Below are 26,111 nucleotides of genomic sequence, written 5' to 3'. Positions count from 1 at the left end.
TTGTGGCATCATGTCCCTCATGGCCACTCCTCCTTCCCGACCGCGTGTAGGTCGCCCGGAGAGTGCCGCAATGCGAGCGGCGGTCTTGGAAGCGACAGGAGCGCTGCTCTCTCACCGCGGCTACGACGACATGACTGTTGCGGCCATCGCCGAACGTTCGGGAGCTGGAAAACAGAGCCTGTATCGCATCTGGGGTTCCAAAGCAGGGTTGGCCGCCGAGGCGGTGCTCCACGGCACCTTCTCGCTGAAGGTCGAGCCCGTCCCGAACACCGGTCACATACGACAGGATCTGACTGCCTGGCTCACCGGCGTTGCTCGGTACGTGGGACAGCCGCGCATCGCCTCAGTGGTTCGCGCGCTGGCGGCGGCGTCAGCGGGCGACGGCACCCGGGCTGGGGCTTTCGACGAGGTCCTCACCTCTCCAGTGCGCAGAGTGCTCATCGATCGCCTGGAGGCAGCCAGACATGCCGAGAACCTTGTCGTAGCCGGCCCCCTGCCGATCATGGCCGACCTCATCATCGGCTATCTCGCTCTCTCGGCGGTGGGAACTGCCCCGATGGACGAACGGTCCGTCGCTGATCTTGTGTCAGTGCTGCTTCAATCCTGAGTAGTGGAGAACTCGCTGAAGTGGCGAAACGCGGCCCCGCCTCGGCCGATGGCGGCGAATGCATCGTTCCAGGAGTCGAATCTCTCCCGGGTCGTCTGACTCGTCGACAGTCAGACGACGGCGCCCCTGGCCGAAGCAATGCCGAGTTCACTCAGTGCGGCCGGGTGTGTTCCTCGCCTCGACGCGGGTGAAGAGGCCATCTGCTCGGCGCAGCATTCCCGCTGCCCCGTGTTCGACGACACGTCCGGAGTCCATGACGACCACCTCGGTGTCATCGGGCAGCAGGTCGGCCCGGTGGGTGATCTCGATGACCGTGAGTTCCGGTCGGTGCTGCGCCAGACGCTGCCGAACGGTGCTCGCCGTCGTCGCATCGAGCTGGCTGAGCGCCTCGTCGAGCACGAGGACCTCCGGCTCGGCGACGAGTGCACGGGCGAGCGCCAACCGCTGCAGCTGACCTCCCGAGACCGTGAGTCCGCGCCCCTGCATCCGCGTCGCCAGGCCCTCCGGCAGACCAGTCGCCCATTCGTCGAGGGCAACGATCGCCAGCGCTTCGCCGATGAGGTCATCACTGGCCTCCGGTGCGGCCAGGCGCAGGTTGTCGGCCAGGCTGCCCGACAGCAGCGTGGGGTGCTGGGTGACGAAGGCGATGCGCTCGCGCAGCACATCGAGCGGCAGGTCCGTGACGTCGACCTCGCCGAGGCGGATCGCCCCGGATTCGGGATCGCGACCGCGGACGAGCAGTGATGCGAGCGTCGACTTCCCCGATCCGGACACCCCGACCACGGCGCTCCACGTTGCCGCCTGGAACCGAGCGGCCACCTCGGCGAGGGCGGGCGTCTCACGTCCGGGGTAGTGCAGGGTCACGGCATCGACGGAGATGCCGGTCGGACCTTTCGGCGGCTGGGCAGTCCCGGTGTCGGGGACCGCGGGGGCGGTGTCGATGATCTCCCACACGCGTGCGGCCGCGGCGAGGGCCGAGTCGAGGCCGGTGGAGAAGTTCTCGATGCCGCGCACCGGCACCCAGAGCCCGGCGAACACGGCGAGCGCGGTGGCCGTCGCCAGCGCGGCATCCGAAGCAGCGCCACCACCAGCGGCGAGACTGCCACCACCCGCGATCTCCCCACCGGCCGTTCCGACCATAGCGACGGCGACGAGCCCGATGAGCTGCAGTGCGACGAGCAGTGCAGACCGTCCTGCCTGGATCCGGGCAACCGAGGCCCGGTTCGCGCTCAGCGCTCGGCCATCGGCGTCGAGCTTCTCAAGTCTGCGAGACTGCGCACCGAAGGTGAGGACCTCGCGGATGCCGTGCACGTCGTCGCCGATGTGCCCGGCGAGCTCACCGCGCGCCTCCGCCACATCGGCCGAGGCCCGCCACGTCGACCGGCTGGTGAGCACGGGTGCTGCGAGCATGAGGATGACGATGACGGCGAGGGTGAGCGCGAGCGTCCCATCAACGGCGAGGCCCAACCACGTCATCGCGACCGCGGGAACGACGACGGCGCTGACGGCAGGCGGGAAGGTGTGGGCGAAGAAGACCTCGATCCGGTCGATGTCGCCGGAGGCGCGTTCGGTGAGCTCGGCACCGGCACGGCCGGTGGTCGCGGCCGGCGCCTGTGGCACGAGTCGGGTGAAGAAGAGCTCGCGCAGCCGTTGCAGTGCGGTGAAGGCGACACGGTGGCCGAGGTAGTGCTCGAGGTAGCGCAGACCCGCCTTGGCCAGGGCGATGACGATGAGCGTGGTGATCAGCGCGCCGCGGTGGGGCACCCCACCCTGTGCGGCACCGACGAAGGCAGTGGCGGCGATGACGAGGAGCGCGATGCCGAACAGTTGGTTGAGGATGCGGCAGATCGTCGAGGCGATGAGCGAGGGGTAGAGGTTGCCGGCGGCGTCGAGGAGGCGCGCGGCGAGGCGAACGCGGGTCACTGGGATCCTCCTCGAACGGGTGTACGGCTTGAGGGCGGTGCATCGCCGGAAGTCTCTGCTCCATTGGAGGAGTGTGCCCGAAGTTCGGCGAGGTCGATGATCCTGTCGGCGGCGAGGATGGCCTCGGGGCGGTGGGCGATCATGATGACGGTACGCTCGGCGCCGAGGCGGCCCAGCGCCTCGAGGATCGCAGCCTCTCCGGCGAGGTCGACCTGCGAGGTGGGTTCGTCGAAGAGAAGGATCGGAGCATCGCGCAGCCAGGCGCGGGCGATCGCCAACCGCTGTGCCTGCCCCCCCGGAGAGCAGCCGTCCGTGATCGCCGACCTCGGTGTCCAGACCATCGGGCATCGCTTCGACGTCGATGCGCAGCCCTGCGAAGTCAAGGGCCTCCCACAGCAGGGAATCGTCGGCTGCGTGATCGTCGGCGGGGAGGGCGAGGCGGAGATTGTCGGCGATCGTGCCCATGAACAGGAAGGTCCGCTGCTCGACGACGCCGAGGTGGGAACGCACAGCTGCCTCGGTGGGGAGGTGTTCGCACGGTTCCCGTTCGGCAGGATCGTGGATGTCGACCTGGCTGGCCGCCTCGGTGAGGGTGTCGGCGCTGCCGGAGCCGCTGCTGGTCGGGATTCCGTCGACGATGACCTGCCCCGTCTGCGGTGTCAGGTGGGCTTGGATGAGTGCCGAGAGGGTGGACTTGCCGACCCCGCTCGGCCCAACGATCGCGACGCGTTCTCCTCGTTCGATTCGCAGATCGAGGTTGACGAACACCGGTTCGGCACCCGGCCAGCCGGCCGTGACCGAGCGCAGTTCCAGCGCTGGCGGACGCGGTTCGGTGCTGTGGCCGGCATCGGTCCCAGCGGGGTCGCGGTGGCTATCGCTTCGGTGGTCCGTCGGAGTCTCACCGCTCGGTGCCGTGGTGGCCGGCACCTCGGTGCTCGCACTGTGGTCGCCGAGGTGGCCACTGATCCGCTGCTGCGCGGCCCGGCCGGAGACGCCGATGTAGAAGAACTGGCCGACGATGTCGACGGGCCCGATGACCAGCGTCGTCATCAGCAGGATGGTCATCCCTTCGCCGAGGCTGAGCGACCCGTCGCTCACCCGCGCGACCGTCAGCGCAGCTGCCGCGACGATGACGGTCAGGGAAAACGCTGCGTCGACGACGAGGATGAGGAGCTGGTTGCCGGCGAGGAGGCGCATGAGGTTGCGCCGGTGGGCTTCGCCTCGGCGGGCGAGGTCGTCACCGATTCGTCGGCCCGCTCGGGCATAGACGATGTCTTCGAGCGCGGTGATGGCACCGAGGAAACTGCTGGTCAGCTGGCCGCGGGAGCGCCGGTAGGCGGCACCGACGGGTCGGATGAGCCGTCGGAAGCCGCCGATGAACACGGGCACGAGGAGGACGAGGAGGGCGACCCAGCTGGCGACCTCGGCGCTCGTGGTCAGTGCCATGATGCCCAGGACGAGCAGCGGAGTCGTCAGCGCACCGACGATGGGGCCGAGGAATCCGGCACGGTAGTGTGCGGTGCGGTCGACGGCATCGGTGGCCAGGGAGATGAGGCTGCTCGAACGTCGGTTGGTGGCCACGGCGCCGAGGTCGAAGACCCGGCTGATGACAAGGGAGCGCAGCCGTCGCTCGGTCGTCGATGAGGCCCAATCGGAGAAGACGACCCCGCCCCAGGCGCAGGCCACGGCGATGGCGATGAGCAGGACGAGACTGACACTCGTCGCTGGACTCAGTGGCCTGCCGTCGAGGAGGGTGCCGACGCGGACGAAGAGGAGAGCGGTTGCGGCGGCCGAACCCCACGCGATGACCACGGAGGTCCAGAGCAACCAGCGCGGAGTCGCATCCTTGATATCCGGGTGGAGTGGAGCTTTCTCAGCCGAATGCGGGTGGGTCGAACCCTGCTGCGGATGCCCGGGCGCGCTCATCTGCCTGCCTTTCGCGGAGTCACCGTGATCTCAATGTGCGGCTCTGAGCAGAGCCCATGTCCTGTTGAGAATCATTCTCTCACGCAAGGTTGTTCCGCGGCCCTTCGGGCGAGCAGCCGACCCTTCACCCGACGGCGGCGAGGGCTGAGTTCCAGCTGCCGTAGAACTTCCGCACCGCCGCGGCCGAGGGCACCTCGCCCTTATGTTCGGCGGCGTAGTCGGTGTAGGACTTGTAGGTGGTTGCCAGCCCGCGGGATTCGCAGTCGGCGAGGAACTCGCCGATCGCTTTGTCGTAGGCGGCCGCGTCGAAGCGCAGCTGCCCCTTGGCGCGTCCGATCTTGTTCGTGGCCAGGCCAGCAGATTTGAGCGCCTGGTTCCACGACCCGAATCGCTGCACTGCGGTCTGGCTGGTCGGCGGCCACACGGTGGCGCCCTTGACCGATGCCGCGCCGAGTCCGCCGAGCACCGTCTTGCGCAAGACGTCATAGCGGCTGGCGGTCAGGCTCGGGACCTCCGCACGGCCACGGACGTACGCGATGGCGGCGGCCACCTCGGCGAGGGTGGAGGTCACGGTCGACGCGGACCCCACGGGCTCGCCGGCGCTGTCGGAACCCTCGGATTGGGCGGCCAGGGCGAGCTCCACCTCGGCGAGGATGTCGCGGTCGGCCGGGCTCAGCTGGGCGGGATCGGCACTTGCGAGCGTGCCGGGAACGTCGGCGGTATCGAGGCTGCGCGCGGTGATGAACAGCAGCGCGCCGAGCACGGCCGGCGACGACGTGTGGGCTTTCCCGGAATCAGACATCCCCTCCATACTACGATCTCAGTCGTCGGCGCGCTCCCACGACGGGACGGCTGCGGGCCTGCTGTCCCAGCCTCACGTCGACCCACACGCTCAGCGCGAGGACCAGTCCGGCGAGGATTCCGGCGATGGTCACGGCCGCCCAGGCCGAGTCGAGGATGAGCAGATACCCGCCGCCGAGGATGAGCAGCGAGGCTCCCGCGGAGACGAATCGCCCGGTCAGCGACCCGGCGGCATCGCTGCCGTCGATGATCACGTCGATCACCGAGGTGAGGACGAACCAGGCGGCGAAGACTCCGAGTGTCGCCAGCAGCGCATCGGCGAGGTCGAGTCGCATCGGCAGGCGGATCACCCAGCCGATGATGGTCGCGGAGAACGGGAGGACGACCGGCAGGCCCAATGCCACGAGCACGAATGCCGAGAACGTCAGCGGGCGGCGGTGTCGGTGGGCGATGGTCATGGGTCTTCCTCTCTCTTGTGGTGCAGGTTCGGGTGGTGCGGGATCGAGTGGTGCGGGATCGAGTGGTGCGGATGCGCGCGGTGCGTCGAGCGCCCGAAGCGCTGGTGGGTACGGGCCCCGACAACCTCAGCCGGCGAGCAGAGTGAGGGCGCCGGTGGCGATGAGCGTGGTCAGGGTCGTCCAGGCGATGATGGCGATGCCCTGCCAGAGCAGAATCCACGAGGTCTTCACGCCCGCACCGACGAGGATCGTCGAGGTGATCTGGGTGGGGATCGCGAGCGGTCCGAGCAGGCTCGCTCCGGGAACGCCGAACCGGGTGAGGAAGCGCTTGAACTTGGTCCTGCCCTTCGACTCGGGCTTGTCATCCTCGCCGAGGTTGCCCTCGGCAACCGTGTCACCTGCGGTGCCATCAGCCGGAAGGGTTTCAGCGGCCGTCCCGGCCGCCTCGGAGCCGGCGCCAACGCCGGCACCGACGGCAGCGAGTTCACGCTTCTCTGCCTTGCGGGTGACGACGGCGCGGCGGGCTCGGGCGCCGAGGAGAACGATGACGGTGACGCAGACGAAGTTGCCGATGGCACCGGCGACTCCCGCGACGATCGGGTTCATGCCGGCCCAGACGCCGATGATCGAGGAGATCTCCCCTTCGATGAAGGGAACGGCTCCGGCTGCGGCGATGATGAAGGGCTGGAGAAGGTCGGGAACGTGGGCGGCGAGCCCCTGGAAGAAATCGATGACGGGGTTCATGGTGTCCTCCTGAACGGTGATCGTCAGATCCGGTCCGGTTGATCCAGATCTTGTGGTCGATGTGTTCAGTACAGACTGTGTTCTCGGAACCGGGTCAAGCCGTCAGTGACGAACTCAGCAAACCCTCAGTTTTCCTCCTCCTCGCGGATCATCTGCTGGATGTGGGCGATGAACCGCTCGCGGTCGGCCTCGGGGACGTCGAGGGTCGGGAAGACGGAGATGAAGGCACGTTGGATGACGTCGATCTGGGCCTCGTTGTAGAGCTCGCCGATCGTGCCGATGATGGCGGCCTGCCCCATCTTCACATCGCCTTTCATCCGTGACGTCGGTGCGAGCAGCCAGGGCTTGTCCTCGAGGCTGCGCTTCATACTCGGGGCGATCTGCTCGGCCAGGCGCGCACGCGTGGCCTCGTCGGCATCCTCGGGGAGTTCGTCGACCTCCTGGTCGTATGGGGTGGTGTCGGACATGATCGACCGCATCTCCGACATCGCCGATTCGTCGTAGAGGCTCGAGTAGATGTTCATCAGGCTGCGGTCGGCGTGCGACATCCGCGCGGCGATGTCGATGAAACTCGACGCCGTATCGATCGGTGCCCCGTGTTCGAGGAGTTGGGTCACTTCGGTGCGGGCCTTCTCCAGCACGGCGATCTGCTCGCCGAGGTCGCGTTCGAGCTGCTTGAGCGCGAGCTGCTGCTGTTCGTGGTCATCATCGACCGAGCCGATGTCGGACAGAGGAATGCCGAGTTCGCGCATTCGCCGAAGCTGGTGGAGTCGGAGCAGGTGGGAGGCTCCGTACTGCTTGTAGCCGTTGCTCATCCGCTCGGGCTCGGTGAGCAGACCGAGCTTGTGATAGTGCCGGATGGTGTTGACGGTCGTGCCGGTCAGGCGCGCCAGTTCACTCGTGCTCCATCCCACGGTCGGTCCCCTTCGTCGGTGCCGTGTCGTTGCCGGATGCCTGCCAGTCTATGCGGTGGTGCTGACATAGACGCTCCTGCAGCCTCGGGCTACCGTGAAACCATGACTGCACGATTCGACGGGGTCGAGGCCCTGGTCTTCGATATGTTCGGCACGGTCGTCGACTGGAGGAACAGTGTGGCCGCCGAGGTGACCGTGCACTTGCGCGATCATGTTCCCGATCTCGATGCGCATGACTTCGCCGATCGCTGGCGAGCGCAGTACCAACCGTCGATGGAGCGGGTGCGCAACGGAGGGCGTGAGTTCGTCCGGCTCGATGTGCTCCATCGGGAGAACCTCGAGACCGTGCTCGCCGAGGTGGGGGTCGATCCTGCTTCGGTCCCCACCGAGGTGCTCGACGAGACGAATCTCGCCTGGCATCGCCTCGATCCGTGGCCGGACGCGGTCCCCGGGCTGACCCGGCTGAAGGAGCGGTTCATCATCGCACCGCTGTCGAATGCGAATATCCGTTTGGCCCTGGACGTGGCCAAACGCGCAGGGCTTCCGTGGGATGCAATCCTCGGCGCCGAGGTGGCTGGTGCCTACAAGCCCGAACCCGCCGCATACCTGCGCACTGCCGAGGTCCTCGGTCTCGAACCCAACCAGGTGTGCATGGTCGCCGCTCACAACGGAGACCTCGCCGCCGCTGCCGAACTCGGCCTGCGCACCGCGTTCGTGCGCCGTCCGACCGAATACGGCCCGGCCCAAACGAGCGACCTCGCCCCTGAGGGTGATTGGGATGTCATCGCCGACGACTTCGAGGACCTCGCACGTCAGATCGTCTGAGCGCAGTCGCCACGGTCACCGCGCTCAGCGCAGTTCCCGCAGCGCCTCCTCGGCGCGCTTGCGTCGATTATCGAGCGTCATCTCCCACCAGTAGTCGCCTCGTTCGCCGAGACCGTGCTTGGCGATATCCACCCGATGCCGGGCCTGTTTGAGTTCCTCCTCCGTCCCGTTCTTCTTCGTCGTGCGCACCGCATTCCTCGCCTTGCCGAGATGACTCTTCAGTTCTTCGACAACCGTCGACTCCAGCTCGGGGTCGGTCCGACGCCACCGACGTCCTTTGACGACCAGCCACTTGTCGTCCTCGGAGTACGAGTCTTCCGTCGTGCGATCCGAAGAATCAGGCATCGGCAGGGTCTCCTCTCATTCACACACCAGCGGTGTGAGGACCGCGATCTTCCAGCCGGCCTCCGTGCGCACAAGCTGGTACATATTCCGTTCGTCCGGAGCACCGCCGTGATAGTGCCAGGTGACATCGGCCCAGATGCTGTGATCGGTCTTCGCGGTTACGGTGATATCGGCATCTGCCTCGGTCACCTCGGCGTACTGGCCGAAGGCCCCGGCGAAGAAGTCCTCGGTCTGGCGGGCATCCGTGACGAGGATCCGCTGTCCCGGGAACTCGATGAGCGCCGGCACGGCGTAGTGAGCGGCGATGGCCGTGGCATCGCGATCGAGCAGGGCTCGCGTATAAGTGGCGAAGAATTCCGTGTGAACCTCATTGTTCTCATTCATGCCGTCGAGGGTAGCGCACGCCACTGACGCATCGCAGGGATGTGCTCGCACCACGACCATTGCCATCCGACCTGGCGAGAGGGCCGCAACTCGCGCACATGGGAACAGCTCGGTAACGAATTCACGATAGATACAGATTTCAACAACTTCGAGGTGCCGGGCATCTTATGATTCCGTCATAGGCATCGAGTTCGCTCGGAGACTCGCTGGGCCCGACCTCGACCGACGGGGTTCCCACAGACTGTACCGCTGTTCAGATTTCGGAGGCCTATGCCTCTCCCCGTCACTGAATCCCCGAAAGCGACCCCGCCCATGAAGAGAACCGTCATCGCCTCTGCCCTTGCCTTGGCGTTGTTCGGCTTCGGTGCGACTCCGGCATTCGCCGATGCGCAGACGACGACCACCGAGGCGGCCGCTGCGATTCCGGAGGGGCCGTCGGCTGAGGCGGACGGCACCGGGTCATCCCCCGAGCCTGTCCCGGATCAGCTGGGCGGGCCTTCGTCGAACGGTTCCGCCGAGGCGCTTCTGCCACCGGATTCGACCGAACCGACCGAGTTGCTCCCCGAGCATGACCCGGCCGACCGCGGCTCCGCGGGAAATGGATCGGCGAACAACGGCTCGTCGGCCGGCGCGAAGCCAGGTACAGGCACCGGAGACTCGACGGTCTCTTCCGGGTCCGGTCACACTTCGGGTTCGAGCACGCGGGCAAATGCCGGCAGGACAAACAACAACGGCAGGTCCGTGTCCGAACACGGCGCCACCTCGGCGAGTGCGCGTAGCGTCTCGACGGACGCACCCAACGATGGCAACTCCGCAGGCGAGACGAGCGCACCGGCCGGAGCGGAAGACTCGGACATGGTGGACAATCCGAAAGCCGCGAACGGCACCGGCACGAAGGAAGATGGCACCACGGCTTCCGGCGACGGGACCGACGGCACGTCGGCAGCAGGCACCGCCGACACTGACACCGCCGACTCCGACTCGGACGCACCCGCGCAGATCGATGCCTCGGTGACCGTCTCTTCCGACGAGATCACCGAGTCCGACCTCTACTTCGAGGGGATCACGGTGACAGTGTCCGGCCTGGAGCCTGGCGACCGAGTGACGAACTCACTCGACGACGAGGTGGCAGTGGCACGGTCCTCGTCGGTCGAGTTCATGTACCTGCCCGAGGATTTCGTCGAACCAGGAGTCGTCACCGTCACCGTCACCGTCGCTCGTGAGGGCGTCGCGAATCAGGTGATCCAGTCCGAGTTCACCGTCGTGTCCGACACTGATGCCGTCGAGGGCACCCTGACGATGTCGGCGACCCGGATGAGCGTCTCCGACTTCGCGGACAAGGGAATCGGCTTCACCGCCGAACCCTTCGCTCAAGGTGAGCCCATCCTCGGATTCGCATTCTCTGACGATTCCGAGGAAGCCCTCTACTTCGACGGCGACCTCCAGGCCGACTCCTCGGGACGAGTGTCCGGAACCGTCACCGCCAACGATGTTGCCGAGCCGACGCCCGGCGACTACCACCTCTTCGTCATCAGCGACGACGCCGAAGCGTGGGCGGACTTCACCCTCACCGAAGACATCGCGCCGACCGAGCCGACAAGCCCAGGCACAGAAACGACGGGCTCAAAAGACACGGAACTTCCGCACGCTCAGAACGAGTCGACATCGCGCGAGAGGACATCAGCGCACTGGAGCCGCGCCGGCTCGGCATGGTCCGATTCCGAGGAGGCGGCGTCGGAGTCCGCCTCGCTGCCGCGCACGGGGGCCGAACTCGGTTCACTGGGTCTCGGCGGGGCACTGCTCATCGCCGGTATCGCGATGGTCGCCATCACAGCCCGCCGCCGGTCAGGGTCGCAATAGCGGTCGGGGTCGAAAGGACGCCGCCCACCAGCATCACTCCGCCCGCACGTGCACGGGCCGACTGGGCCAACCCGAGCGCCTTTATCGACGGATGACCTTCAGTGACTCGCTCGACTCAGGGTCAAGCGCCGAAAGCTTCCCGACCAATTCCTGCATCGCACCTCCACCTCCGCGTGACAAGCGCTGCGTCCACGTCTCAGTTTAGTGCGCAGGACCCTAAGATGGCCTCGCGTGCTAGGCTCCAACCACGCCGCCCTCAGACTCCGAGAATTCTCGCCAGCCATGCGGTTCGAGTAGTCATCATTCCTTGTGAAAGCGCAGTGTGCGGTGCCATCATGTCGAAACCGTGGAACCCTCCGGGCCACACGTGCAGTTCTGCAACACCACCATCGGCCCAAATCTGCGAAGCGTAAGCTACGTCCTCGTCTCGAAACACCTCGGCCGTACCGACGTCAATGTGAGCCTGGGGAAGTCCGCTCAGGTCGACCGCTCGAGACGGAGCAGCATAGATCGACACGTCCTCCGTCCCGCGACGATCACCGAGAAGTGCATCCCAACCAGTGAAGTTGCTGGTGCGGTCCCACACTCCTTCGCCTTCAATCTGGTGTGATGAGATTGTGCCGTTGCGGTCATCGAGCATCGGGTAGATGAGACATTGAGCAAATAGAGAAGGACCTTTTCGATCCCGAGCGAGCAGAGAGACTCCAGCCGCGAGTCCTCCGCCCGCACTCGCTCCGGCGATGAGCAGTCGGCTGGGGTCAATGCCGAGCTCATCGGCGTGCTCAGCCGTCCAGACAAGACCCGCGTAACAATCTTCAACTGGGAATGGGTCTGGGAATTCTGGCGCAAGACGATACTCGATGGAGACACAAACTGCATCAAATCGCTCGACCCAATCAAGCATCACTTCGATTCCAGTGAACCTGTCGCCGATGATCATGCCGCCACCGTGTGTGTGAAAGATTCCGGGCCCGCCGGCTTCATGGTCCGACCTGGTGAAAATCGAAGCCACCAGATCGGCACCCTGATATCCGGGTATCGTGACCTCACTGTGCAAGACATCGCGTCCTTCGAGCACCTCGGCGATCGGCGCAGTCACATCCGCGTCTCGCATGATTGGGATCATCTCCGGGGTGATCGTCGAGGGCAGCTGCTCACCCACTGCGGCCAGCACGGCTTCCAATTCCGGGTCGAATGGTGGCCTGATGTGCGTCTTCGCTTCTGTCATGGTGATCTCCTTTGATCTGCATCGTCTCTCCACGACGCCGGTATTGTGATTTTAGGTAATCCGTTTGTCTATCGCCTCCGCCGAGTGTTCCAGATCTTTGACTATTCGGCCGCCGAATGGCGGGTGAGGTGTGGAGCTTCGACTCAGCCATCGAGTCGGCATATCCGCCTCCGGTGTCGGCAGCCATCACAGCCTGGCGCATCAATTCGCCGTGTCACCGTCCAATGAGAAGATGGCTTCGTGCCCGAGAACCATTCGAACCCCGCCGCGACCGGCAATCCGTCCGCGACGGGTGCCGCTGGCACGCCCGCTGACTGGCGTGAGGCCTTCGCACCCCTCGCCGAGGCGGCTCCGCAGATATATACGCCCGTGGCCCTGGGATTCGAGCTCGTCGAGGTCATCCCCCGCACCTGGTTCGAAGCCCAACATTCGGTGCTGCTGGAGAAGAACGACGTCACCCCGGGCGCGAACCCGTCCCTGGCGATCCGCCCACTCATGCTCAGCGGATCCGGCAACTGGGTGAAGAAGTCGCTGAGCTGGCGCACCATCGATCGGATGGCCCGCCAGCACGGCATCGACCCGGCCCATCAGGAATGGTTCGCCCAGCTCGCCGGCCTGCGCACTCGAGGGAAGACGGACTTCACGCCCGATGGGGCGCCGTACCACCTCGGCGATTTCCATACTCCCCTGCTCTGGGAGCATTTCGCGCAGGGGCAGAGGCTCGGCATCGAATTCGTCGGCATCAACCCGGGCATGACCGTCTGGGTCGGGCACCGTGCGAAGGCCGCCGTCGACATCCGCCGCAGCCAGGGCAGGCTTCGCGTCCAGACGCAGGCGAGCATCGACGAACGCGAATTTACCCCCGGTCTCATCAAGCCGATCTGGACGCACGGTTTCTTCGGCGTCGACGTGACCTCCGGGTTCTCCGTCACTCTCGCGCCTGCCGAAAAACCGACGCACGAATCCGCGCTGCCGGTGCTGCGCTCCCCCGGACCGATCACCATCCCCGATGCCGAGGCCGAGGAGTTCTTCGAGGAGTACTACCCGCAGCTGCGTACCAGCGCTGAGGTCGTCAGCAGCGACGACACCGTCACCTTCCCGCAGTACCGGGCGCCGCACCTCGTCGCGTTCCTCACCTTCGGCGCCGGCGATCGGCTCGACCTGCGCTGGTACTGGGAGTATTCGGGACCCCGCCGCACCTACCCGGTCAGCGATCGGGCCAAACGGACGGCCGCCTCGGCGGCGGAGCAGGCGAAGGTCCGCGACCTCGACCACGAGGATGCCGTGGTCAAGGAGGTCGAGCGGGTGCTCGCCGACACCCACGAAACCGGGTCCGCGCTGAGCCGGATCAGCGACACGGAGCTCGACGACGCGGACACCGCGGACTTCGTCGTCACCGTCGTGCCTGCCCTCGAGGAGATCGAGTATCTCAAGGTCATTACGCGCGGGAAGAAGCAGCCCTACCGGGAGCTCGGCGGGGAACCGAACGTGAAGATCACCTCCGTCGAATCGGAGAAGAACGACTGGTTCGACCTCGGCTTCCAGGTCACCGTCGACGGGCACCCGGTCCCCTTCGTCAAGCTGTACAAGGCGCTGGCGCGCGGGACGAAGAAGATCAAGCTCTCCGACGATTCGTTCCTGTCGCTGAACAAGCCGATCTTCGACCGGCTCAAGGCCCTCCTCGCCGAGGCGGATCTCATCCCCGAATGGGAGCCCGAGTCCCCGAAGATCTCGCGTCTGCATGTGGGCCTGTGGTCGGATTTCGAGGACCTCGCCGACGAGGCCGAACCGGCCGTGACCTGGCGGGAGTCGGCTCAGGCACTCGCGGATCTCGAACATCTGCCCGCCACCGAGGTGCCAGAGCTGGGTGCGGCACGCCTGCGGCCTTACCAGGTCCAGGGGTTCCGCTGGCTGGCGCTGCTCTACCGGTGCCGCCTCGGCGGGATCCTCGCCGATGACATGGGCCTGGGCAAGACCCTGCAGACGCTCGCGCTCATCAAGCATGCGAAGATCACCCACGCCGAGGCGGCCGACCGTTCCCCCGGTGACGACGGTCCCTCTGGCGCCGGCGATGCGACGCTGCCGCCGTTCCTCGTCGTGGCTCCGACCTCGGTGGTGCCCAATTGGGTGAAGGAGGCCGCCGCATTCACCCCTGACCTCGACGTTCGCGTCGTCGCCGAGTCGACGCGGGCGCGTGGCATCGACCTCGCCGAGGTGGCTCGCGGTGCCGATGTCATCGTCATGTCGTATGCGATGCTGCGGCTCGAGGAGGACCCGATCTCGCGGATGGAGTGGGCGGGGCTGATCCTCGATGAGGCGCAGTTCGTCAAGAACGCTTCCTCGCAGGCTCATCAGGCGGCGAAAGAGGTGAACGCACCGTTCCGGCTGGCGCTGACGGGTACGCCTTTGGAGAATTCGCTGCGGGATGTGTGGTCGCTGTTCTCGATCACCGCGCCGGGGCTGTTCCCGTCTCCGCACCGGTTCGATGACGAGTACGTCCGCCCGATCGAGTCGGGTGAGAATCCGGGGCGCATGCAGCGTCTGCAGCGACGGATCCGCCCGTTCATGATGCGGCGGACGAAGGATCTGGTGGCTGCGGATCTGCCGGAGAAGCAGGAGCAGGTCATCACGGTCGAGCTCAATTCTGCGCACCGGAAGCTCTACGATCGGGTGCTGCAGAAGGAGCGGAAGAAGATCCTCGGCTTCATCGACAGCGAGTACGACAAGCAGCGGTTCATCGTCTTCCGGTCACTCACCCTGCTGCGCATGCTCGCCCTGGATCCCGCCATTGTCGACGCCGAGCACTCCGAGGTGCCATCGTCGAAGCTGGCGGCACTGATGGACCGGCTCGAGGACGTCATCGCCGAGGGACACCGGTCGATCGTGTTCAGTCAGTTCACGTCATTCCTCGACCGGGTGGCCACCGGGCTCGAGGCGCGAGGCATTCCGTACGTGGTCCTCGACGGGTCGACGCGCAATCGCGGGGCCGTGGTCGAGGCGTTCCGAACTGGTGAGGCACCGGTGTTCCTCATCAGTCTCAAGGCCGGCGGGTTCGGCCTCAACCTCACCGAGGCGGACTATGTCTTCCTCATGGATCCGTGGTGGAATCCGGCCGCGGAGAATCAGGCGATCGACCGGGCGCACCGGATCGGGCAGACGAAGAACGTCATGGTCTACCGCTACGTCGCCGAGGGCACGATCGAGCAGAAGGTGCTCGCCCTGCAGAAGCGCAAGGCCGAACTCTTCGACTCCCTCATGTCCGACGCCGGAACCTTCGAAGGCCGCGGACCCTCCGGCCAGGCGTTCAGCCAGACGGTCACGGCCGAAGACATCAAGGGGCTGCTCGAAGGGTAAGCGTGGTTGCCCCTATCCCCTTAGTTCGCGTGGACGTTCCGGCCACTTGGACCACGACTGTCTGAATTCCACGGCGTCCGCCGTATCAGTGAATTCCAGTATGTTCCCGACACGCTCCATCAGGACTAGTCTTACCTCCTCAGGAGTCGCAAAGAAGAACTCTTTCCTGGGGTTCGCCTGGTTCAACCTGAGTTCCACAATTTTAGTGTCCCGAAAATCGGTCCGGCAGTAGCTCCGCCGCGATTTCTTTCGCCTCGCCAGTGACCTCGGGATCGAAGGTGATGTCCTGCCCACCGACCTGCCCGGTGAACTCCCGCAACGGCCGCAAACTCGTGATGATCTTCTTCAACGACGCCCTGATTCGCCCCGGGAATAATGGAGACAGTGAAGCCACGGAAAGGACTTCCCTGTCATGCCCCAAAAGAAATACCCGCTCGAGCTTCGTGAGAGAGCAGTCCGCATGGTCCTCGACGCACTCGAAGCTGACCCGGGTGCCCGCCGCGGCATCTTCCGCCATATCGGCGACCAGCTCGGTGTCAACCCCGAAACGCTGCGGTCGTGGGTCAACCAGGACCAGGTCGATGCCGGCGACCGGCCCGGCACCACCACCGCTGATGCCCAGCGGATCAAGGACCTCGAGAAAGAGAACCGGGAACTGCGCCGGGCTAACCAGATCCTGAAGTCGGCGTCGGCTTTCTTCGCGGCGGAGCTCGACCGCCCCTCGAAGTAATCGTCGCCTTCATCGACGAGCATAAGGACGAATTCGGAGTCGAGCCGATCTGTTCCACGCTGCGTGCTGCCGGCGTGAAGATCGCTCCGAGTACCTACTATGCCCGCAAACAGCGGCCAGCCTCGAATAGGCAGAAACGTGACGAGATCCTGAAAGAGGAGATCAGCAGGGTGCATACGAACAACTACGATGCGTTCGGAGCCCGGAAGATGCACATCGTCCTCAACCGCGAACCCGACCCGTTAGGGCGCGGGCATGTAGCCCGATGCACGATCGAACGCCTGATGAAAGACCTCGGATTACACGGGATCAAGAGGGCCAAAGCACCGAACACCACACGGTCAGCACCGCGGGAGAACTGTCCAGCCGATCTCGTCGATCGCCACTTCGCGGCTTTCGCCCCTGACCGGCTGTGGGTTGCCGACATAACTTATGTGCACACGTTCACCGGGTGGGTCTACGTCGCGTTCGTCACCGACGTGTTCAACCGCGAGATCGTCGGCTGGCAAGTCTCGAGATCGCTGCATACCGAGTTGGCTCTTGATGCTCTGCAGATGGGGATCTATCAGCGGAAACGTGCAGGTGGCGACCTATCCGGGCTGGTGCACCACTCAGATCGCGGGGTCCAGTATCGGGCGATTCGCTATGGCGAGGCCCTGGCCGAACAAGACGCCGTCGCCTCTGTCGGGTCGAAAGGCGACTCGTACGATAACGCCCTTGCCGAAGCCTTAAATTCACTCTATAAGGCCGAGCTGATCCGGAACAAGGGTCCGTGGAAAGGTATTGATGATGTCGAGATCTCCACGGCGGAGTGGGTGCACTGGTTCAACACGTACCGGCCTCACGGAGCACTCGGTGGTGCGACTCCCGCTGCGTTCCGAGCAGACTATTTCAACGCGCTGCCACGGGCTGCCTAGCTCGTGCACAAGCTGACGATTTCCAAGTAGAAAACTCTCCATCAAACCCGGGGCTTGACACCCCGGTCGCGTCCTGCATGAACCTCGATACGGCCAATGCTGTGAACACGAGCGTCAAGTGTGCCTCGATCGCGTCCCTGGTCCGGTGGAAGATCGGGCGGGCTCGCAGGTCTGTCTTCGACATCCGGAAAGACTGCTCGACATGCCACAGGTCGTGATAACTGCCGATGACCTCGGTCGCCGGCATGGTACCGACGGGAATGTTCGTCACATAACCTTTGAACCCGGTCAGCTTCATCGCCCGCTCGTAAGCCTTCTCATCGAAGGCTTTCTCCTCATCCGTGACCTTCACAAACCGTGCCTTCTTCGCCGGCTTGTCACCATCGATGATCGCTAACGCCCGATTACGCTGCAGGTTCAGCGTCTGCTCATCACGCATCGCACGCTTACGCCGGTACTGCCACACCACTCGCCACGCATCCGGATGCTCTTCAGGTGACCAGACAGGTTCGCGTCTCTTCTTCACCCGCTCCGGATCGAGTCGCTTCACACCCTTCGGGGTGATCGTGTCGATGATCTGTCCGTCTTCGGTGTACTCACCGTTCCACCGAAAATGGGTGGCCAGATCGTGTGGGGCTTTCGTCTGCCTTGAGCCGACGATGAACCGCAGGCCGGCATCATCGAGTTCCTTGAGGTTCTTCGCCGACAGCATCCCGGCATCGGCTGCAACGACCATGTCCGTGACATGGTGGCGTTCTTGGAAGGCTTTGATCACGGGAATGATCGTGTGGGTCTCTGCTTTCGATCCTTCGAAGCAGCCGATCTCGAGTGGGAATCCGGTTCGGTCGACGAGAAGACCCACGACGATCTGTGGGTCGACGCGGCGTTCTTTCGAGTATCCGACCTGACGCAGCGCGTCTTCCTTTTCAGCCTGAAAATATAATGTCGTGACGTCATAGAGCAGCAGACTGATGCCGGTGGTGGCGACACTGTGGGCGAAGCATTTGTCTGCGATCTTCCCGCGGTAGTCGCGTTCGTTGGCCCGTCGTAGACAGTTGAGGAACGTGTTGTGATGCGGTGGCTCGATGCCGAGTTCGGCAAGGACACGGAGACTATCAGCCTTCGACGTGGGTTCGACCAGTCGTGCAAGCACGAGGTGGAAGAAGGCGTCGTCGTTGATCACCTGGCCGAAGCCGAGTCTCTTCCACGACTGGGTGATGGCGTCGATGAGGATGGATGCCCGTGAACCCACAACGGTTCGTGCCCGCGGCGGTGCACTAGTGCCGGTGGGTAGGCCAAGTTCGAGCTCGAGCTGCTCGGCTGCACCGTAGCCAGCGAGCTTCTCTTCCCCTGCGGTCAGCAGAGCCGTCAGTTCTGCTTCTGTGTGAGCAGATCCCAGGTGTTCAAGGACCGTGACTTTCCCACGGTGTTTGCGCACGATCTGCACGGCAGTGGCCCCGGAACCGGTGGTGACTTTCCGGAGACGAGGCGACATAACCCCATCGTAGACAGCCGATTAGTGTCCCACCAACACAATTTGCGACCTTTTGACCAGCGCAAACACAAACAGGATCGAGAAATCAGCACCTAGTTGTGGAAGTCAGGTTCGAAGGCCGCGGACCCTCCGGCCAGGCGTTCAGCCAGACCGTCACGGCTGAAGACATCAAGGGGCTGCTCGAGGGGTAGGCGTGGTTGCCCCTATCCCCTTAGTTCGCGTGGACGTTCCGGCCACTTGGACCACGACTGTCTGAATTCCACGGCGTCCGCCGTATCAGTGAATTCCAGTATGTTCCCGACACGCTCCATCAGGACTAGTCTTACCTCCTCAGGAGTCGCAAAGAAGAACTCTTTCCTGGGGTTCGCCTGGTTCAAGGCACGATCAGCGAAGTGTTTGTGAAGTTCGTTTTCAAGAGTCACTGCGTCCTCTGAGAAAAACAGAGTGTGCGTATCAAAGCGGAACGGGACAGAAGCGCCGCTCAGTTCGGAAATCCGCTCAGATGGCTCAAGCCTCCGCGTTAGACCGATCTTCACCACGCCTCGACCGAATGCGCCCTCATTCGAGATCACGTAGATGTATCCAGCTCTGATATTTGCCGCCCGGAAGTCATTGTGCTCGATTGCTTCGTCGATGACTGCTAGGCGCTCAATCAATGCATCATCGGCCTGCCCCTGTTCCCGAAGAATACGTAAAGTATTCGTCAGGTGGGTCTTCTCTTTGTCGAGACGCTTACGCTCTTCTTCAAGTTCTTGTTGAACCTTCCGCTCTTCCCGGAGACGCTGCCGTTCTTCCCTTGCCTCCTCGCGCTCTTCCTGCTTTTTCATCAGCCAGTCAGCGGTCAGCTCAACCTCTTGCACGCGAAGATCGTGGTACTGGTCACCGATCTGCATCTCCATCAATGCACCCAGTTTGGCGATGGCATTTCGGGTTGCTTCGAGCCTCCGCAGTGCCGTTCGAAGATTTCCGGCTCTGAGTGATCGGATCACGTTGTCAGCTTCGGCATTGTAGGCGCGCAACATGAGCCTCCCCAGATCGCTGGAGAGCTTCTTCCCCTGCGCCAAGGAATTGTTGAACGTAAACAGTTCTGAACGAGTTATCGCTCTTTTGCTTTTCACCAGGTCAGCAATTTGGCTTTCAATCTCTCGAAGCCGTTCTTTGTATGCAGCTGCTGACTCGAGTGGGTGATGGTACCGGTAAATACCAACGTCTTGGAGCACCTCTTGGTCGTTCAGCTCGACTAGGTCGGATGCACGAGAATGGAGTTGCTGCTTAAGCCTCAAGTTTTCGGCACCGAGAGCTTCCAATTCCGCCTGCAGGTCTGGCACCGAGGCCGGAGGGCTACTTGGGCGCGGCGGAAGTTGATCGCCCACCGTCTCTGACCCGGTTTGCCCTATCGCCTCACTACTTTGAGTGCCGACGTGTGCATCCGCGGCATCATCGCTGGACTCGTTTGAGGCACCTTGGTCTTCAGAGATCCATAGTTGCCAGCCTGGGGGCGGTGGAGGCCATGCAGGATCCGGAGCCCACGATGCAGGTGGCCGCCATCCCTTCGGCGGCGCGGGCCAGCCTGGAGGGGGATTAAAAACCAATCCACCGTCATCTGTCATTTAGTTGCCCGTATGCCATCGACGTCAACAGGAACGAGACCCACCGGATTCTTAGAAACTGTAGCGCCGAGATACTCCAGGGTTGCCGCAGGAACTACTGCCGACAGTTCCAGAGAGTTGAAAGTCTCGCGGCCAGCTGCCACTGCCGCCAACGGCACAAACTCGTTTCGCCCAGTCGCTGGGTTCAAGGTCTCAGTCGCCACCACAAGTGAGATGGCTTGGATCAACTCTCGTCGGTCACCTTCGAACACTTCATGCAAGGTACGCAACGCCACCGAGTGGACAATGCCCGCGTAGCGATCTTTGATGGCCTTCTGTGAGAGAGACGTCTCCGTGATTTCATCCGAAGTCTTCACATAGCGGTAGTTCTTGACTGTTTGGATATCCGACGGGCCAGGAATTAACACCTGCATAGTCAGCTCAGCAGTGCTGGGGTCGAACTTAGACGAGTGTTCGACGTTAAACCCTTCTGGGTATGACGAGTTTGTCAGGACGAGCGAAATGTACTCTTCAACTCGTTCGGGGACCCCGTAGCTGAGTTCTGAGATGAACTCGTCCAGTTCAGCGTTGAGTTTGTCGACTTCGTTCTGTCGGCTCTCACACTCCTGCTTGTACAGCTGGAGAGCAGTCTCGAGCCGTGCAACTCTTGTTGCTTCTGCTTCTGCGTATTCTCGCTCTTGCGCTTCCCGTCGTGCCGGCAGACTAGCGACTTCGCGTTGCCAGCGTTCAAAATCTGCCGAGTACTTTATCTCCACTTCCATCTGGGCCTTCGCAAGCTTCTTCTTGCGACCAAAGAGTCCCTTTGGCTTCGGTACTTCAGCTCTTTCAGGCCATGCGGGGTCTGGGATCGGCGCTGGCCTTTGCAACGGCTGACGCAAGTCTTCGCGTTCGAACGGTGGATGCTCCACCTTCATTCGGAAGGTTTCAAGATCAATAAAGTCATCGACGGGCAATGTCGCCGCCAGGATGCCGTCGAGTTCCGCGTAGGTTGCCGCCAGTTCGTCGTTGAGCTTTTCGACCTCTGCTTGACGTGAAGCCACATAAGCTGCGGCTGCTTCTCGCTCCAGTCGCTTCTTTTCAGCTGCTGTTGCCTTTGCAGCCGCAACTCTCGCACGCTCTTGCTCTCGCTGCGCCTGTTCTAGTCGCCTATTCGCCGCGGCGCGTTCACGTTCTCGTGCACGCTGTCGCTGGTTTTCTTGCTGTGCTTGAATGCGCATCTGTCGCTGAACCTCAGCAACAAAGCCTTTGCGTCGAGCCATTGCCATTTCCTCCTACCGTAGGAACCTCAGACTATCCAACTAGTCAGATTTCAAAAAATAGCTTCTAAATGACGGTCCTACTATCGATGCCTCGCCTCTAAACCAGCGTGAAATGGCTGGCCGACCAACAGTCCACGACTTCTGAATGGTGCAACGTTCTTGCCGTTCAGACCCCGTGCCGCGTCTAAGTCTCCACTCCCCACGACGACGGTTGCGTAGCCAGTCAAGGAGTAGACCACAGGACAGCCGGGCAAGTCGGAGATTTCATCTCACCTAGATTCGCGAAATCAGCGAAGAGACTTCCTTTCTATTTTGTAAAGCAACTCGCAAGCCCTCTCAAGCACTATTCAGCAGGTTTCGAGTCAAGTGAAGAACGTTTCGGGTGTGCACCCTCCACGCGCCGTAATGGTTTGGCTGCCTCTGAGCATCAGCGCGGCTCCATAAGGACCCATTTCGTGGAAACCCCTACAACGGAACGGCTTCTTCTCCCGCTGTCCATCCGGGAGGAAACGGCTTCTTCTCCCGCTGTCCATCCGGGAGGAAACGGCTTCGTATCAACAATGACCTCCGTAGGAAAACCGGTGATCTGACGGACGCGATCAACGAAGTTGGCGATGTCGAACGCGTTCGTTCCCTCGCCCGGAGTGACGAGAAGGTCGATATCACTGTCGAACCCGTCGTCGCCGCGGGCAACCGAACCGAATATCCGAACGTTGCGCAGACCCCGCCGTGTAGCCTCCTGTCGAATCTCTGCGTAATAGTGTTTAAGGGCGAGGTTGGGCCTATAGTCCGCGGCCCTCAGCACGTGTTCGAGCATGTCCGGCGAGACACTCATCGCACCCGATTCCATTTCGGCGATGGTGGTCTCGGGGAGTTCGGCACGTCCCGCAAGCTCGGTCTGGGTGATGCCCAGATCAAGCCGTGCGTCCCGGATGAGCGTGCCGGGGTTGTCCGAGTGGAAACGTCCCATGTGAACGAATATAGCCCGGTGCAATAGCGGCGACTACGCCCTGCGGACCTGCTCCTCGAAATTTACTTTAGGCACCCTAAAGTAAATATTCTCCCTGCGATCATGAGCTTATCCCCACTGCAGGAGCCTTGACCGCCGCACACTCGCCTCGGCGATCACCGCCACCGCCCCAGCCCACAATCCGGTCACGACAACCGCTCAGGCCCCTGATCAGCCCTGCCAACCTCAAGCTGCTTGCGTCCCGGAGCCGATGGAGTGAGGACGACCTCTTGGATCATCGGCAGCTTCTCGAGTTCGACCTCGGCCTCGCGCAGTCGCAGCGCCAGCGCACTCTCCCGGTCGTCGCCGGTGAGGTCGATGGCCGCGACGACGTAGACGCGACCCGCACCGACGAACTCGATGTGGAGGTACGAGACGCTGGCGATCGAGGGGTTCTCGAGCATCGACTCGAGCAGGTCATCGCGCACGGCGGAGCTGACGGTCTCGCCGACGAGGAAGCGCCGGTTGCGGTCCATGAGCACGATCGCGACGATGCCGAGCAGCACGCCGACGAGGATCGAGCCGATCGCATCGAACGCGGCAATGCCGGTGATCTGGTGGAGCAGCATCGCGAGGAACGCGATGGCGATGCCGATGAGCGCCGCAGCATCCTCGGCGAACACCGCACGCAGGGTCGGGTTCGACCCGTTCATCACGTAGTCGACGGTGTGGCGACGCAGCTTGACCGCCCGACCGCGGGCCTGCCGCACCGACTGGATGAACGAGAAGCCCTCGAAGAGCGCCGAGACACCGAGGACGATGTAGCCGACAAGGTAGCTCGTCTCGGATTCGCCGGCGGAGAGTGACTGGATGCCGTGCCAGATCGACACCGCCGAGCCGACAGAGAAGAGACCGAAGGCCGCGAACATCGACCACACATAGGCCTCGCGACCGTGCCCGAGCGGGTGCTTCGCATCGGCCGGCTTCGCCCCACGGCGCTCTGCGACGAGCAGGAAGATCTCGTTGCCGGTGTCCGCCCAGGAGTGGGCCGCCTCGGCGACGAGGGCGGCGGAGCCGGTGATGACCGCGGCGATCGTCTTCGCGATGGCCACCGCGAGGTTCGCGACGAAGGCGATGATGACGGTGACCGTGCTGTCGCTCGACGCCTGCTCGCTGTCCTGCTTGCTCATCGCGCTTCCTCTCACTCGGCGGGGGGTCGGTCCCAGCTTACGACCGTACTGCCTCACCGAGGCGGGGCATCGTTGAAGCGGGGCTCGTCGCCGAGGCGGCTGCCCGGTCGGTCACCCCCGTTCGCCGAGGCTGCCGATGAGTCGCGCGATGATCCGCGCCCTGGCCTCGTCGGAGCGGGCGGTGAGGATCGGCAGCATCGCCTGGAACCGCTCCGAGCGAGTGAGAGCATCGAACCTCGCCGAGGCGGCCGGAGCCCTGGCCAGGGCCGCGCGCAGATCGTCGGGGACGTCGACCTGTGACTGCCCGAGGTAGGCGCGGTCCCAGCGGCCGTCGTTCTGGGCGGCGGCCACCTCGGCGCGTCCACGATCGCGGAGCCGTCCGGCAGCGTCGAGTCGGGCGATGATGTCGACGTTGCGCTGTGACCAGATCGAGCGGGGTCGGCGCGGGGTGAAGCGTTGGACGTAGGTCGTCTCGTCGAATCTGCGGCGCTGTCCGTCGATCCATCCTCCGCACAGGGCTTCGTCGAGGGCCTCCTGGTAGCCGAGCGAGGTCGGCGAGGTGATTCCCTTCTTCGCAAGCAGCAGCCAGACCCCGCCAGCGTCGGCCTCGTTCTCGATGAGCCAGTCGCGCCAGGCGGCGAGGTCGGCGACGATGAGCGGGGTGTCCGGGACGGTGCCGGCTGGTGTCGCGCCGGACGGAGTAGTGCCATCCGAGGTGTGGTCTGTCATCGGGTGCTGCCTTTCATCGGCTTACCGGTTCGGCCGTTCGTCGACGGACGCAGGTGGATCCTCGGCCGACCTGCCCAGCCGGACTTCGAGAGCCCTCGCCGCCTCGAGGAGCTCGACGGGCCCCTGGATGCGGAAGGGCACGTCGAGCCTGAGCACGTGAGCGAGCAGACCGGTCCACGACCACGAACCGAGGGTTACACGGCATGAGTCGACGGTGAGCGCGTCGACGTGGGCGTCGCGGAACCACGGCGCCACCTCGGCGGCGGGGGCATCGACGTCGATGGTGCCGGTGCACGGCCAGCGGTCTTCGCTCTCCGAGCCTTTGAACCTCGCCTCGATGAACGTCGCTGCGTCGCCTCCGGGCACATCCCGCAGCTGGAAGCGCGGGCCGGTCGGGGAGCGCGGGGACATCCGGTCGGCACGGAAGATGCGCCAATCGTCGGCATCGAGATCCCAGGCGACGAGGTACCAGCGGCCGGATCGGGCGATGAGGTCGTGCGGTTCCACCCGCCGAGGCGGTGCGGCCGACGTCCCAGCGGAGGCTGGACATCCGGACGCGGCCGCGCGCGGCGAATCACTCGCGCGCGGCGAATCACTGTCCTCCTCGGCGCTGCCGTCATCGCCGCCACCATTGCCAGTGGCGTAGTCGAAACGCAGAACCATCGACTCGGCAACGGCCGTACTGATCGTCTCGATCACGGTCGGGTCGGCATAATCGGCACCGTCGATGGTGGTGAAGGTCAGGCGGTCGATGCGGGTGCGGAGCCGGTGCGGGAGGAGCTGGCGGATGGTGGCCAGGGCACGGTCGGCCGCCTCGGTGACCTCGACTCCGGTCTGCGGCGAGTTCTGCAGCGCGATCGCAATCGCCACGGCCTGGTCGTCGTCGAAACGCAGGGGCGGGAGTTCGGAGCCGGCTTCGAGTCGGTACCCGCCGTCGGGTCCTTTGAGAGTGCGGATCCGGTACCCGAGTTCGCGCAGTCGGTCGACGTCGCGGCGCACGGTGCGTGTGGTCACACCGAGGCGCTCGGCGAGGACCAGCCCGGACCAGTCCCTGCGCACCTGAAGCAGCGAGAGCAAGTCGAGCATGCGCGACGACGGGTCAGTCATGGAGTCGGCCCCATCACCGAGTTGCCGCAGTCATCGATTCGTCCCCGTCATAGATTCCATTGTGCCTCAGATAGCGGACCGAATCTGTCCTCTACTGGTGTGAGAGTGGGTGTCGGCGACAATCAGTCGCCGCAGATTCGATGCAGGCGACTGCACGGAGAGGAACGACCATGACCATCACGACGACCACCCATCTCAACTTCCCAGGCACCGCCCGCGCCGCTCTCGACTTCTACCAGGAGGTCTTCGGCGGCCAGGTGCAGGCGACCACCTACGGTCAGCTCGGCGCACCGGCCGACTCGCCCGATGCGGCTCTCATCGTCTTCGGCGGCCTCACCTCACCCGAAGGATTCCGGGTCATGGCCTACGACATCCCCGGCAGCGCTGACCCGAACAGTGGGGCCTCCGTCGCGGGAAACGACGATGCAGGCACCACCTCGGCGACTCCATCTCCTGGTGCCCGCCGTGAGTACGGGATGACGATCACCGATCGCCCGTTCTTCCTCTCGGTGCGGGGTGAGACCCTCGCCGAGGTGACCGCTTACTGGGAGGGATTGAGCGCGGGTGCGGCGATCATCGAACCGTTGGCCGCCTCGGCGTGGAGCCCGGGCTTCGGCATGCTCACCGACCGGTTCGGTGTCACCTGGGTCATCGACGTCGCCGCTGAGCACTGAGGTCGGCGGGTTCAGTGCTCAGCACTGAGCGGTCCATCCGGTCGGCCTCGGGAACAGTACCCTTCTCAGATCGCGCCCAGGC

The 26,111-nt window shown here is 64.0% G+C and carries 23 protein-coding genes, 2 pseudogenes and 1 other annotated feature; of the genes and pseudogenes, 6 read left to right on the top strand and 19 right to left on the bottom strand.

Annotated features, from left to right (window positions below; genetic code table 11):
* Positions 1-70: 70 nt before the first annotated feature.
* A complete protein-coding gene (locus J9314_RS01960) occupies positions 71-607 on the top strand; it encodes a TetR/AcrR family transcriptional regulator (protein WP_210604239.1) in 537 nt (178 codons plus the stop codon).
* 147 nt (positions 608-754) lie between these two features.
* Here J9314_RS01960 and J9314_RS19410 read toward each other — a convergent pair whose 3' ends face one another.
* The 8 genes and pseudogenes from J9314_RS19410 to J9314_RS01935 all read right to left on the bottom strand — a co-directional run bounded on the left by J9314_RS19410 (position 755) and on the right by J9314_RS01935 (position 7,373).
* The gene (locus tag J9314_RS19410; protein WP_425514194.1) at positions 755-1,747 is read right to left on the bottom strand and encodes an ATP-binding cassette domain-containing protein; all 993 of its coding nucleotides are present in this window, start codon (positions 1,745-1,747) and stop codon (positions 755-757) included.
* Positions 1,745-2,458 (bottom strand): annotated as a pseudogene (locus J9314_RS19405) (ABC transporter transmembrane domain-containing protein); the annotation flags it as partial. The pseudogene J9314_RS19405 and the gene J9314_RS19410, both read right to left, overlap by 3 nt.
* A gap of 68 nt (positions 2,459-2,526) precedes the next feature.
* On the bottom strand, positions 2,527-2,871 hold the full coding sequence (locus tag J9314_RS19400; protein ID WP_425514193.1) for an ATP-binding cassette domain-containing protein: 345 nt from the start codon (positions 2,869-2,871) through the stop codon (positions 2,527-2,529).
* Positions 2,840-4,456: pseudogene (locus J9314_RS19395) on the bottom strand (ATP-binding cassette domain-containing protein); the annotation flags it as partial. The pseudogene J9314_RS19395 and the gene J9314_RS19400, both read right to left, overlap by 32 nt.
* A 124-nt stretch (positions 4,457-4,580) precedes the next feature.
* Positions 4,581-5,258 (bottom strand): homing endonuclease associated repeat-containing protein, encoded by a 678-nt coding sequence (locus J9314_RS01950; protein ID WP_246490559.1) that lies wholly within the window; start codon positions 5,256-5,258, stop codon positions 4,581-4,583.
* A gap of 10 nt (positions 5,259-5,268) precedes the next feature.
* Positions 5,269-5,715, bottom strand: coding sequence for a hypothetical protein (locus J9314_RS01945; RefSeq protein WP_210604236.1), 447 nt, complete (start codon positions 5,713-5,715; stop codon positions 5,269-5,271).
* Positions 5,716-5,841: 126 nt separating this feature from the next.
* The gene (locus J9314_RS01940) at positions 5,842-6,459 is read right to left on the bottom strand and encodes a small multidrug efflux protein (RefSeq protein WP_210604235.1); all 618 of its coding nucleotides are present in this window, start codon (positions 6,457-6,459) and stop codon (positions 5,842-5,844) included.
* Between the two features lie 125 nt (positions 6,460-6,584).
* Positions 6,585-7,373: a MerR family transcriptional regulator gene (locus J9314_RS01935; protein ID WP_210604234.1), complete on the bottom strand. Its 789-nt coding sequence runs from the start codon at positions 7,371-7,373 to the stop codon at positions 6,585-6,587.
* Positions 7,374-7,475: 102 nt separating this feature from the next.
* Between J9314_RS01935 and J9314_RS01930 the strand changes: the two genes are divergently transcribed.
* Positions 7,476-8,198, top strand: coding sequence for a haloacid dehalogenase type II (locus J9314_RS01930; protein WP_210604233.1), 723 nt, complete (start codon positions 7,476-7,478; stop codon positions 8,196-8,198).
* Positions 8,199-8,222: 24 nt separating this feature from the next.
* Here J9314_RS01930 and J9314_RS01925 read toward each other — a convergent pair whose 3' ends face one another.
* Together J9314_RS01925 and J9314_RS01920 are read right to left on the bottom strand one after the other, a co-directional pair.
* Entirely contained in the window at positions 8,223-8,543 is a 321-nt protein-coding gene (locus J9314_RS01925) for a biopolymer transporter Tol (RefSeq protein WP_210604232.1), read from the bottom strand.
* Positions 8,544-8,558: 15 nt separating this feature from the next.
* Positions 8,559-8,927 (bottom strand): Cif family virulence factor, encoded by a 369-nt coding sequence (locus tag J9314_RS01920; protein WP_210604231.1) that lies wholly within the window; start codon positions 8,925-8,927, stop codon positions 8,559-8,561.
* 312 nt (positions 8,928-9,239) lie between these two features.
* Here J9314_RS01920 and J9314_RS01915 point away from each other — a divergent pair, with 312 nt between their 5' ends.
* Positions 9,240-10,787, top strand: a complete 1,548-nt coding sequence (locus J9314_RS01915; protein ID WP_210604230.1) for a hypothetical protein — start codon at positions 9,240-9,242, stop codon at positions 10,785-10,787.
* Between the two features lie 256 nt (positions 10,788-11,043).
* On the opposite strand, the gene J9314_RS01910 is transcribed toward J9314_RS01915, so the two are convergent.
* Positions 11,044-12,015: an alpha/beta hydrolase gene (locus J9314_RS01910; protein ID WP_210604229.1), complete on the bottom strand. Its 972-nt coding sequence runs from the start codon at positions 12,013-12,015 to the stop codon at positions 11,044-11,046.
* A gap of 240 nt (positions 12,016-12,255) precedes the next feature.
* Between J9314_RS01910 and J9314_RS01905 the strand changes: the two genes are divergently transcribed.
* Positions 12,256-15,369 (top strand): DEAD/DEAH box helicase, encoded by a 3,114-nt coding sequence (locus tag J9314_RS01905; protein ID WP_210604228.1) that lies wholly within the window; start codon positions 12,256-12,258, stop codon positions 15,367-15,369.
* Between the two features lie 202 nt (positions 15,370-15,571).
* Here J9314_RS01905 and J9314_RS01900 read toward each other — a convergent pair whose 3' ends face one another.
* The gene (locus J9314_RS01900) at positions 15,572-15,718 is read right to left on the bottom strand and encodes a hypothetical protein (RefSeq protein ID WP_210604227.1); all 147 of its coding nucleotides are present in this window, start codon (positions 15,716-15,718) and stop codon (positions 15,572-15,574) included.
* 63 nt (positions 15,719-15,781) lie between these two features.
* On the opposite strand from J9314_RS01900, the gene J9314_RS01890 reads away from it, so the two are divergent.
* Positions 15,782-17,016 (top strand): IS3 family transposase gene (locus J9314_RS01890; protein WP_425514171.1). Its coding sequence is split into 2 segments (ribosomal slippage): positions 15,782-16,061 and positions 16,061-17,016, totalling 1,236 coding nucleotides; the frame shifts between segments, so codons are not numbered across the junction.
* Positions 16,060-16,188, top strand: a sequence feature (AL1L pseudoknot). Its footprint overlaps the gene before it by 129 nt.
* Here J9314_RS01890 and J9314_RS01885 read toward each other — a convergent pair.
* The 7 genes from J9314_RS01885 to J9314_RS01855 form a co-directional block, all read right to left on the bottom strand.
* A complete protein-coding gene (locus J9314_RS01885) occupies positions 16,991-18,511 on the bottom strand; it encodes an IS1634 family transposase (RefSeq protein ID WP_246490558.1) in 1,521 nt (506 codons plus the stop codon). The two genes, J9314_RS01890 and J9314_RS01885, sit on opposite strands and share 26 nt — an antisense overlap.
* A 203-nt stretch (positions 18,512-18,714) precedes the next feature.
* Positions 18,715-19,839: an SNIPE associated domain-containing protein gene (locus J9314_RS01880; RefSeq protein ID WP_246490557.1), complete on the bottom strand. Its 1,125-nt coding sequence runs from the start codon at positions 19,837-19,839 to the stop codon at positions 18,715-18,717.
* 278 nt (positions 19,840-20,117) lie between these two features.
* Positions 20,118-21,380 carry a hypothetical protein gene (locus J9314_RS01875; RefSeq protein WP_246490556.1) on the bottom strand — a complete coding sequence of 421 codons (1,263 nt, stop codon included), beginning with the start codon at positions 21,378-21,380 and terminating at the stop codon, positions 20,118-20,120.
* 427 nt (positions 21,381-21,807) lie between these two features.
* Positions 21,808-22,350, bottom strand: a complete 543-nt coding sequence (locus J9314_RS01870; RefSeq protein ID WP_246490555.1) for an XRE family transcriptional regulator — start codon at positions 22,348-22,350, stop codon at positions 21,808-21,810.
* A 185-nt stretch (positions 22,351-22,535) separates the two neighbouring features.
* Positions 22,536-23,519, bottom strand: a complete 984-nt coding sequence (locus tag J9314_RS01865) for a cation diffusion facilitator family transporter (RefSeq protein ID WP_210604224.1) — start codon at positions 23,517-23,519, stop codon at positions 22,536-22,538.
* Positions 23,520-23,630: 111 nt separating this feature from the next.
* The gene (locus J9314_RS01860; RefSeq protein ID WP_210604223.1) at positions 23,631-24,248 is read right to left on the bottom strand and encodes a YdeI/OmpD-associated family protein; all 618 of its coding nucleotides are present in this window, start codon (positions 24,246-24,248) and stop codon (positions 23,631-23,633) included.
* A gap of 21 nt (positions 24,249-24,269) precedes the next feature.
* Complete coding sequence (locus J9314_RS01855) at positions 24,270-25,355, bottom strand: helix-turn-helix transcriptional regulator (protein ID WP_210604222.1); 1,086 nt, start codon at positions 25,353-25,355, stop codon at positions 24,270-24,272.
* Positions 25,356-25,525: 170 nt separating this feature from the next.
* Between J9314_RS01855 and J9314_RS01850 the strand changes: the two genes are divergently transcribed.
* Positions 25,526-26,029: a VOC family protein gene (locus tag J9314_RS01850; RefSeq protein WP_210604221.1), complete on the top strand. Its 504-nt coding sequence runs from the start codon at positions 25,526-25,528 to the stop codon at positions 26,027-26,029.
* Positions 26,030-26,111 lie beyond the last annotated feature (82 nt).

Origin of the sequence: Brevibacterium oceani (assembly GCF_017948325.1) — a bacterium.
Taxonomy (GTDB): domain Bacteria; phylum Actinomycetota; class Actinomycetes; order Actinomycetales; family Brevibacteriaceae; genus Brevibacterium; species Brevibacterium oceani.
The sequence above is the reverse complement of the archived record's forward strand: the minus strand, read 5'-3'. Positions and strand labels throughout refer to the sequence as shown.

Excerpts from the sequence above, each read along its gene's own strand:
- J9314_RS01930 (WP_210604233.1), top strand. The coding sequence starts at position 7,476 with ATGACTGCACGATTCGACGGGGTCGAGGCCCTGGTCTTCGATATGTTC.
- J9314_RS01855 (WP_210604222.1), bottom strand. The coding sequence starts at position 25,355 with ATGACTGACCCGTCGTCGCGCATGCTCGACTTGCTCTCGCTGCTTCAG.
- J9314_RS01875 (WP_246490556.1), bottom strand. The coding sequence starts at position 21,380 with ATGGCTCGACGCAAAGGCTTTGTTGCTGAGGTTCAGCGACAGATGCGC.
- J9314_RS01885 (WP_246490558.1), bottom strand. The coding sequence starts at position 18,511 with ATGTCGCCTCGTCTCCGGAAAGTCACCACCGGTTCCGGGGCCACTGCC.
- J9314_RS01960 (WP_210604239.1), top strand. The coding sequence starts at position 71 with ATGCGAGCGGCGGTCTTGGAAGCGACAGGAGCGCTGCTCTCTCACCGC.
- J9314_RS01910 (WP_210604229.1), bottom strand. The coding sequence starts at position 12,015 with ATGACAGAAGCGAAGACGCACATCAGGCCACCATTCGACCCGGAATTG.
- J9314_RS19400 (WP_425514193.1), bottom strand. The coding sequence starts at position 2,871 with ATGGTCTGGACACCGAGGTCGGCGATCACGGACGGCTGCTCTCCGGGG.
- J9314_RS01870 (WP_246490555.1), bottom strand. The coding sequence starts at position 22,350 with ATGGGACGTTTCCACTCGGACAACCCCGGCACGCTCATCCGGGACGCA.
- J9314_RS01925 (WP_210604232.1), bottom strand. The coding sequence starts at position 8,543 with ATGCCTGATTCTTCGGATCGCACGACGGAAGACTCGTACTCCGAGGAC.
- J9314_RS19410 (WP_425514194.1), bottom strand. The coding sequence starts at position 1,747 with ATGGTCGGAACGGCCGGTGGGGAGATCGCGGGTGGTGGCAGTCTCGCC.
- J9314_RS01850 (WP_210604221.1), top strand. The coding sequence starts at position 25,526 with ATGACCATCACGACGACCACCCATCTCAACTTCCCAGGCACCGCCCGC.
- J9314_RS01945 (WP_210604236.1), bottom strand. The coding sequence starts at position 5,715 with ATGACCATCGCCCACCGACACCGCCGCCCGCTGACGTTCTCGGCATTC.
- J9314_RS01915 (WP_210604230.1), top strand. The coding sequence starts at position 9,240 with ATGAAGAGAACCGTCATCGCCTCTGCCCTTGCCTTGGCGTTGTTCGGC.
- J9314_RS01865 (WP_210604224.1), bottom strand. The coding sequence starts at position 23,519 with ATGAGCAAGCAGGACAGCGAGCAGGCGTCGAGCGACAGCACGGTCACC.
- J9314_RS01920 (WP_210604231.1), bottom strand. The coding sequence starts at position 8,927 with ATGAATGAGAACAATGAGGTTCACACGGAATTCTTCGCCACTTATACG.
- J9314_RS01950 (WP_246490559.1), bottom strand. The coding sequence starts at position 5,258 with ATGTCTGATTCCGGGAAAGCCCACACGTCGTCGCCGGCCGTGCTCGGC.
- J9314_RS01860 (WP_210604223.1), bottom strand. The coding sequence starts at position 24,248 with ATGACAGACCACACCTCGGATGGCACTACTCCGTCCGGCGCGACACCA.
- J9314_RS01940 (WP_210604235.1), bottom strand. The coding sequence starts at position 6,459 with ATGAACCCCGTCATCGATTTCTTCCAGGGGCTCGCCGCCCACGTTCCC.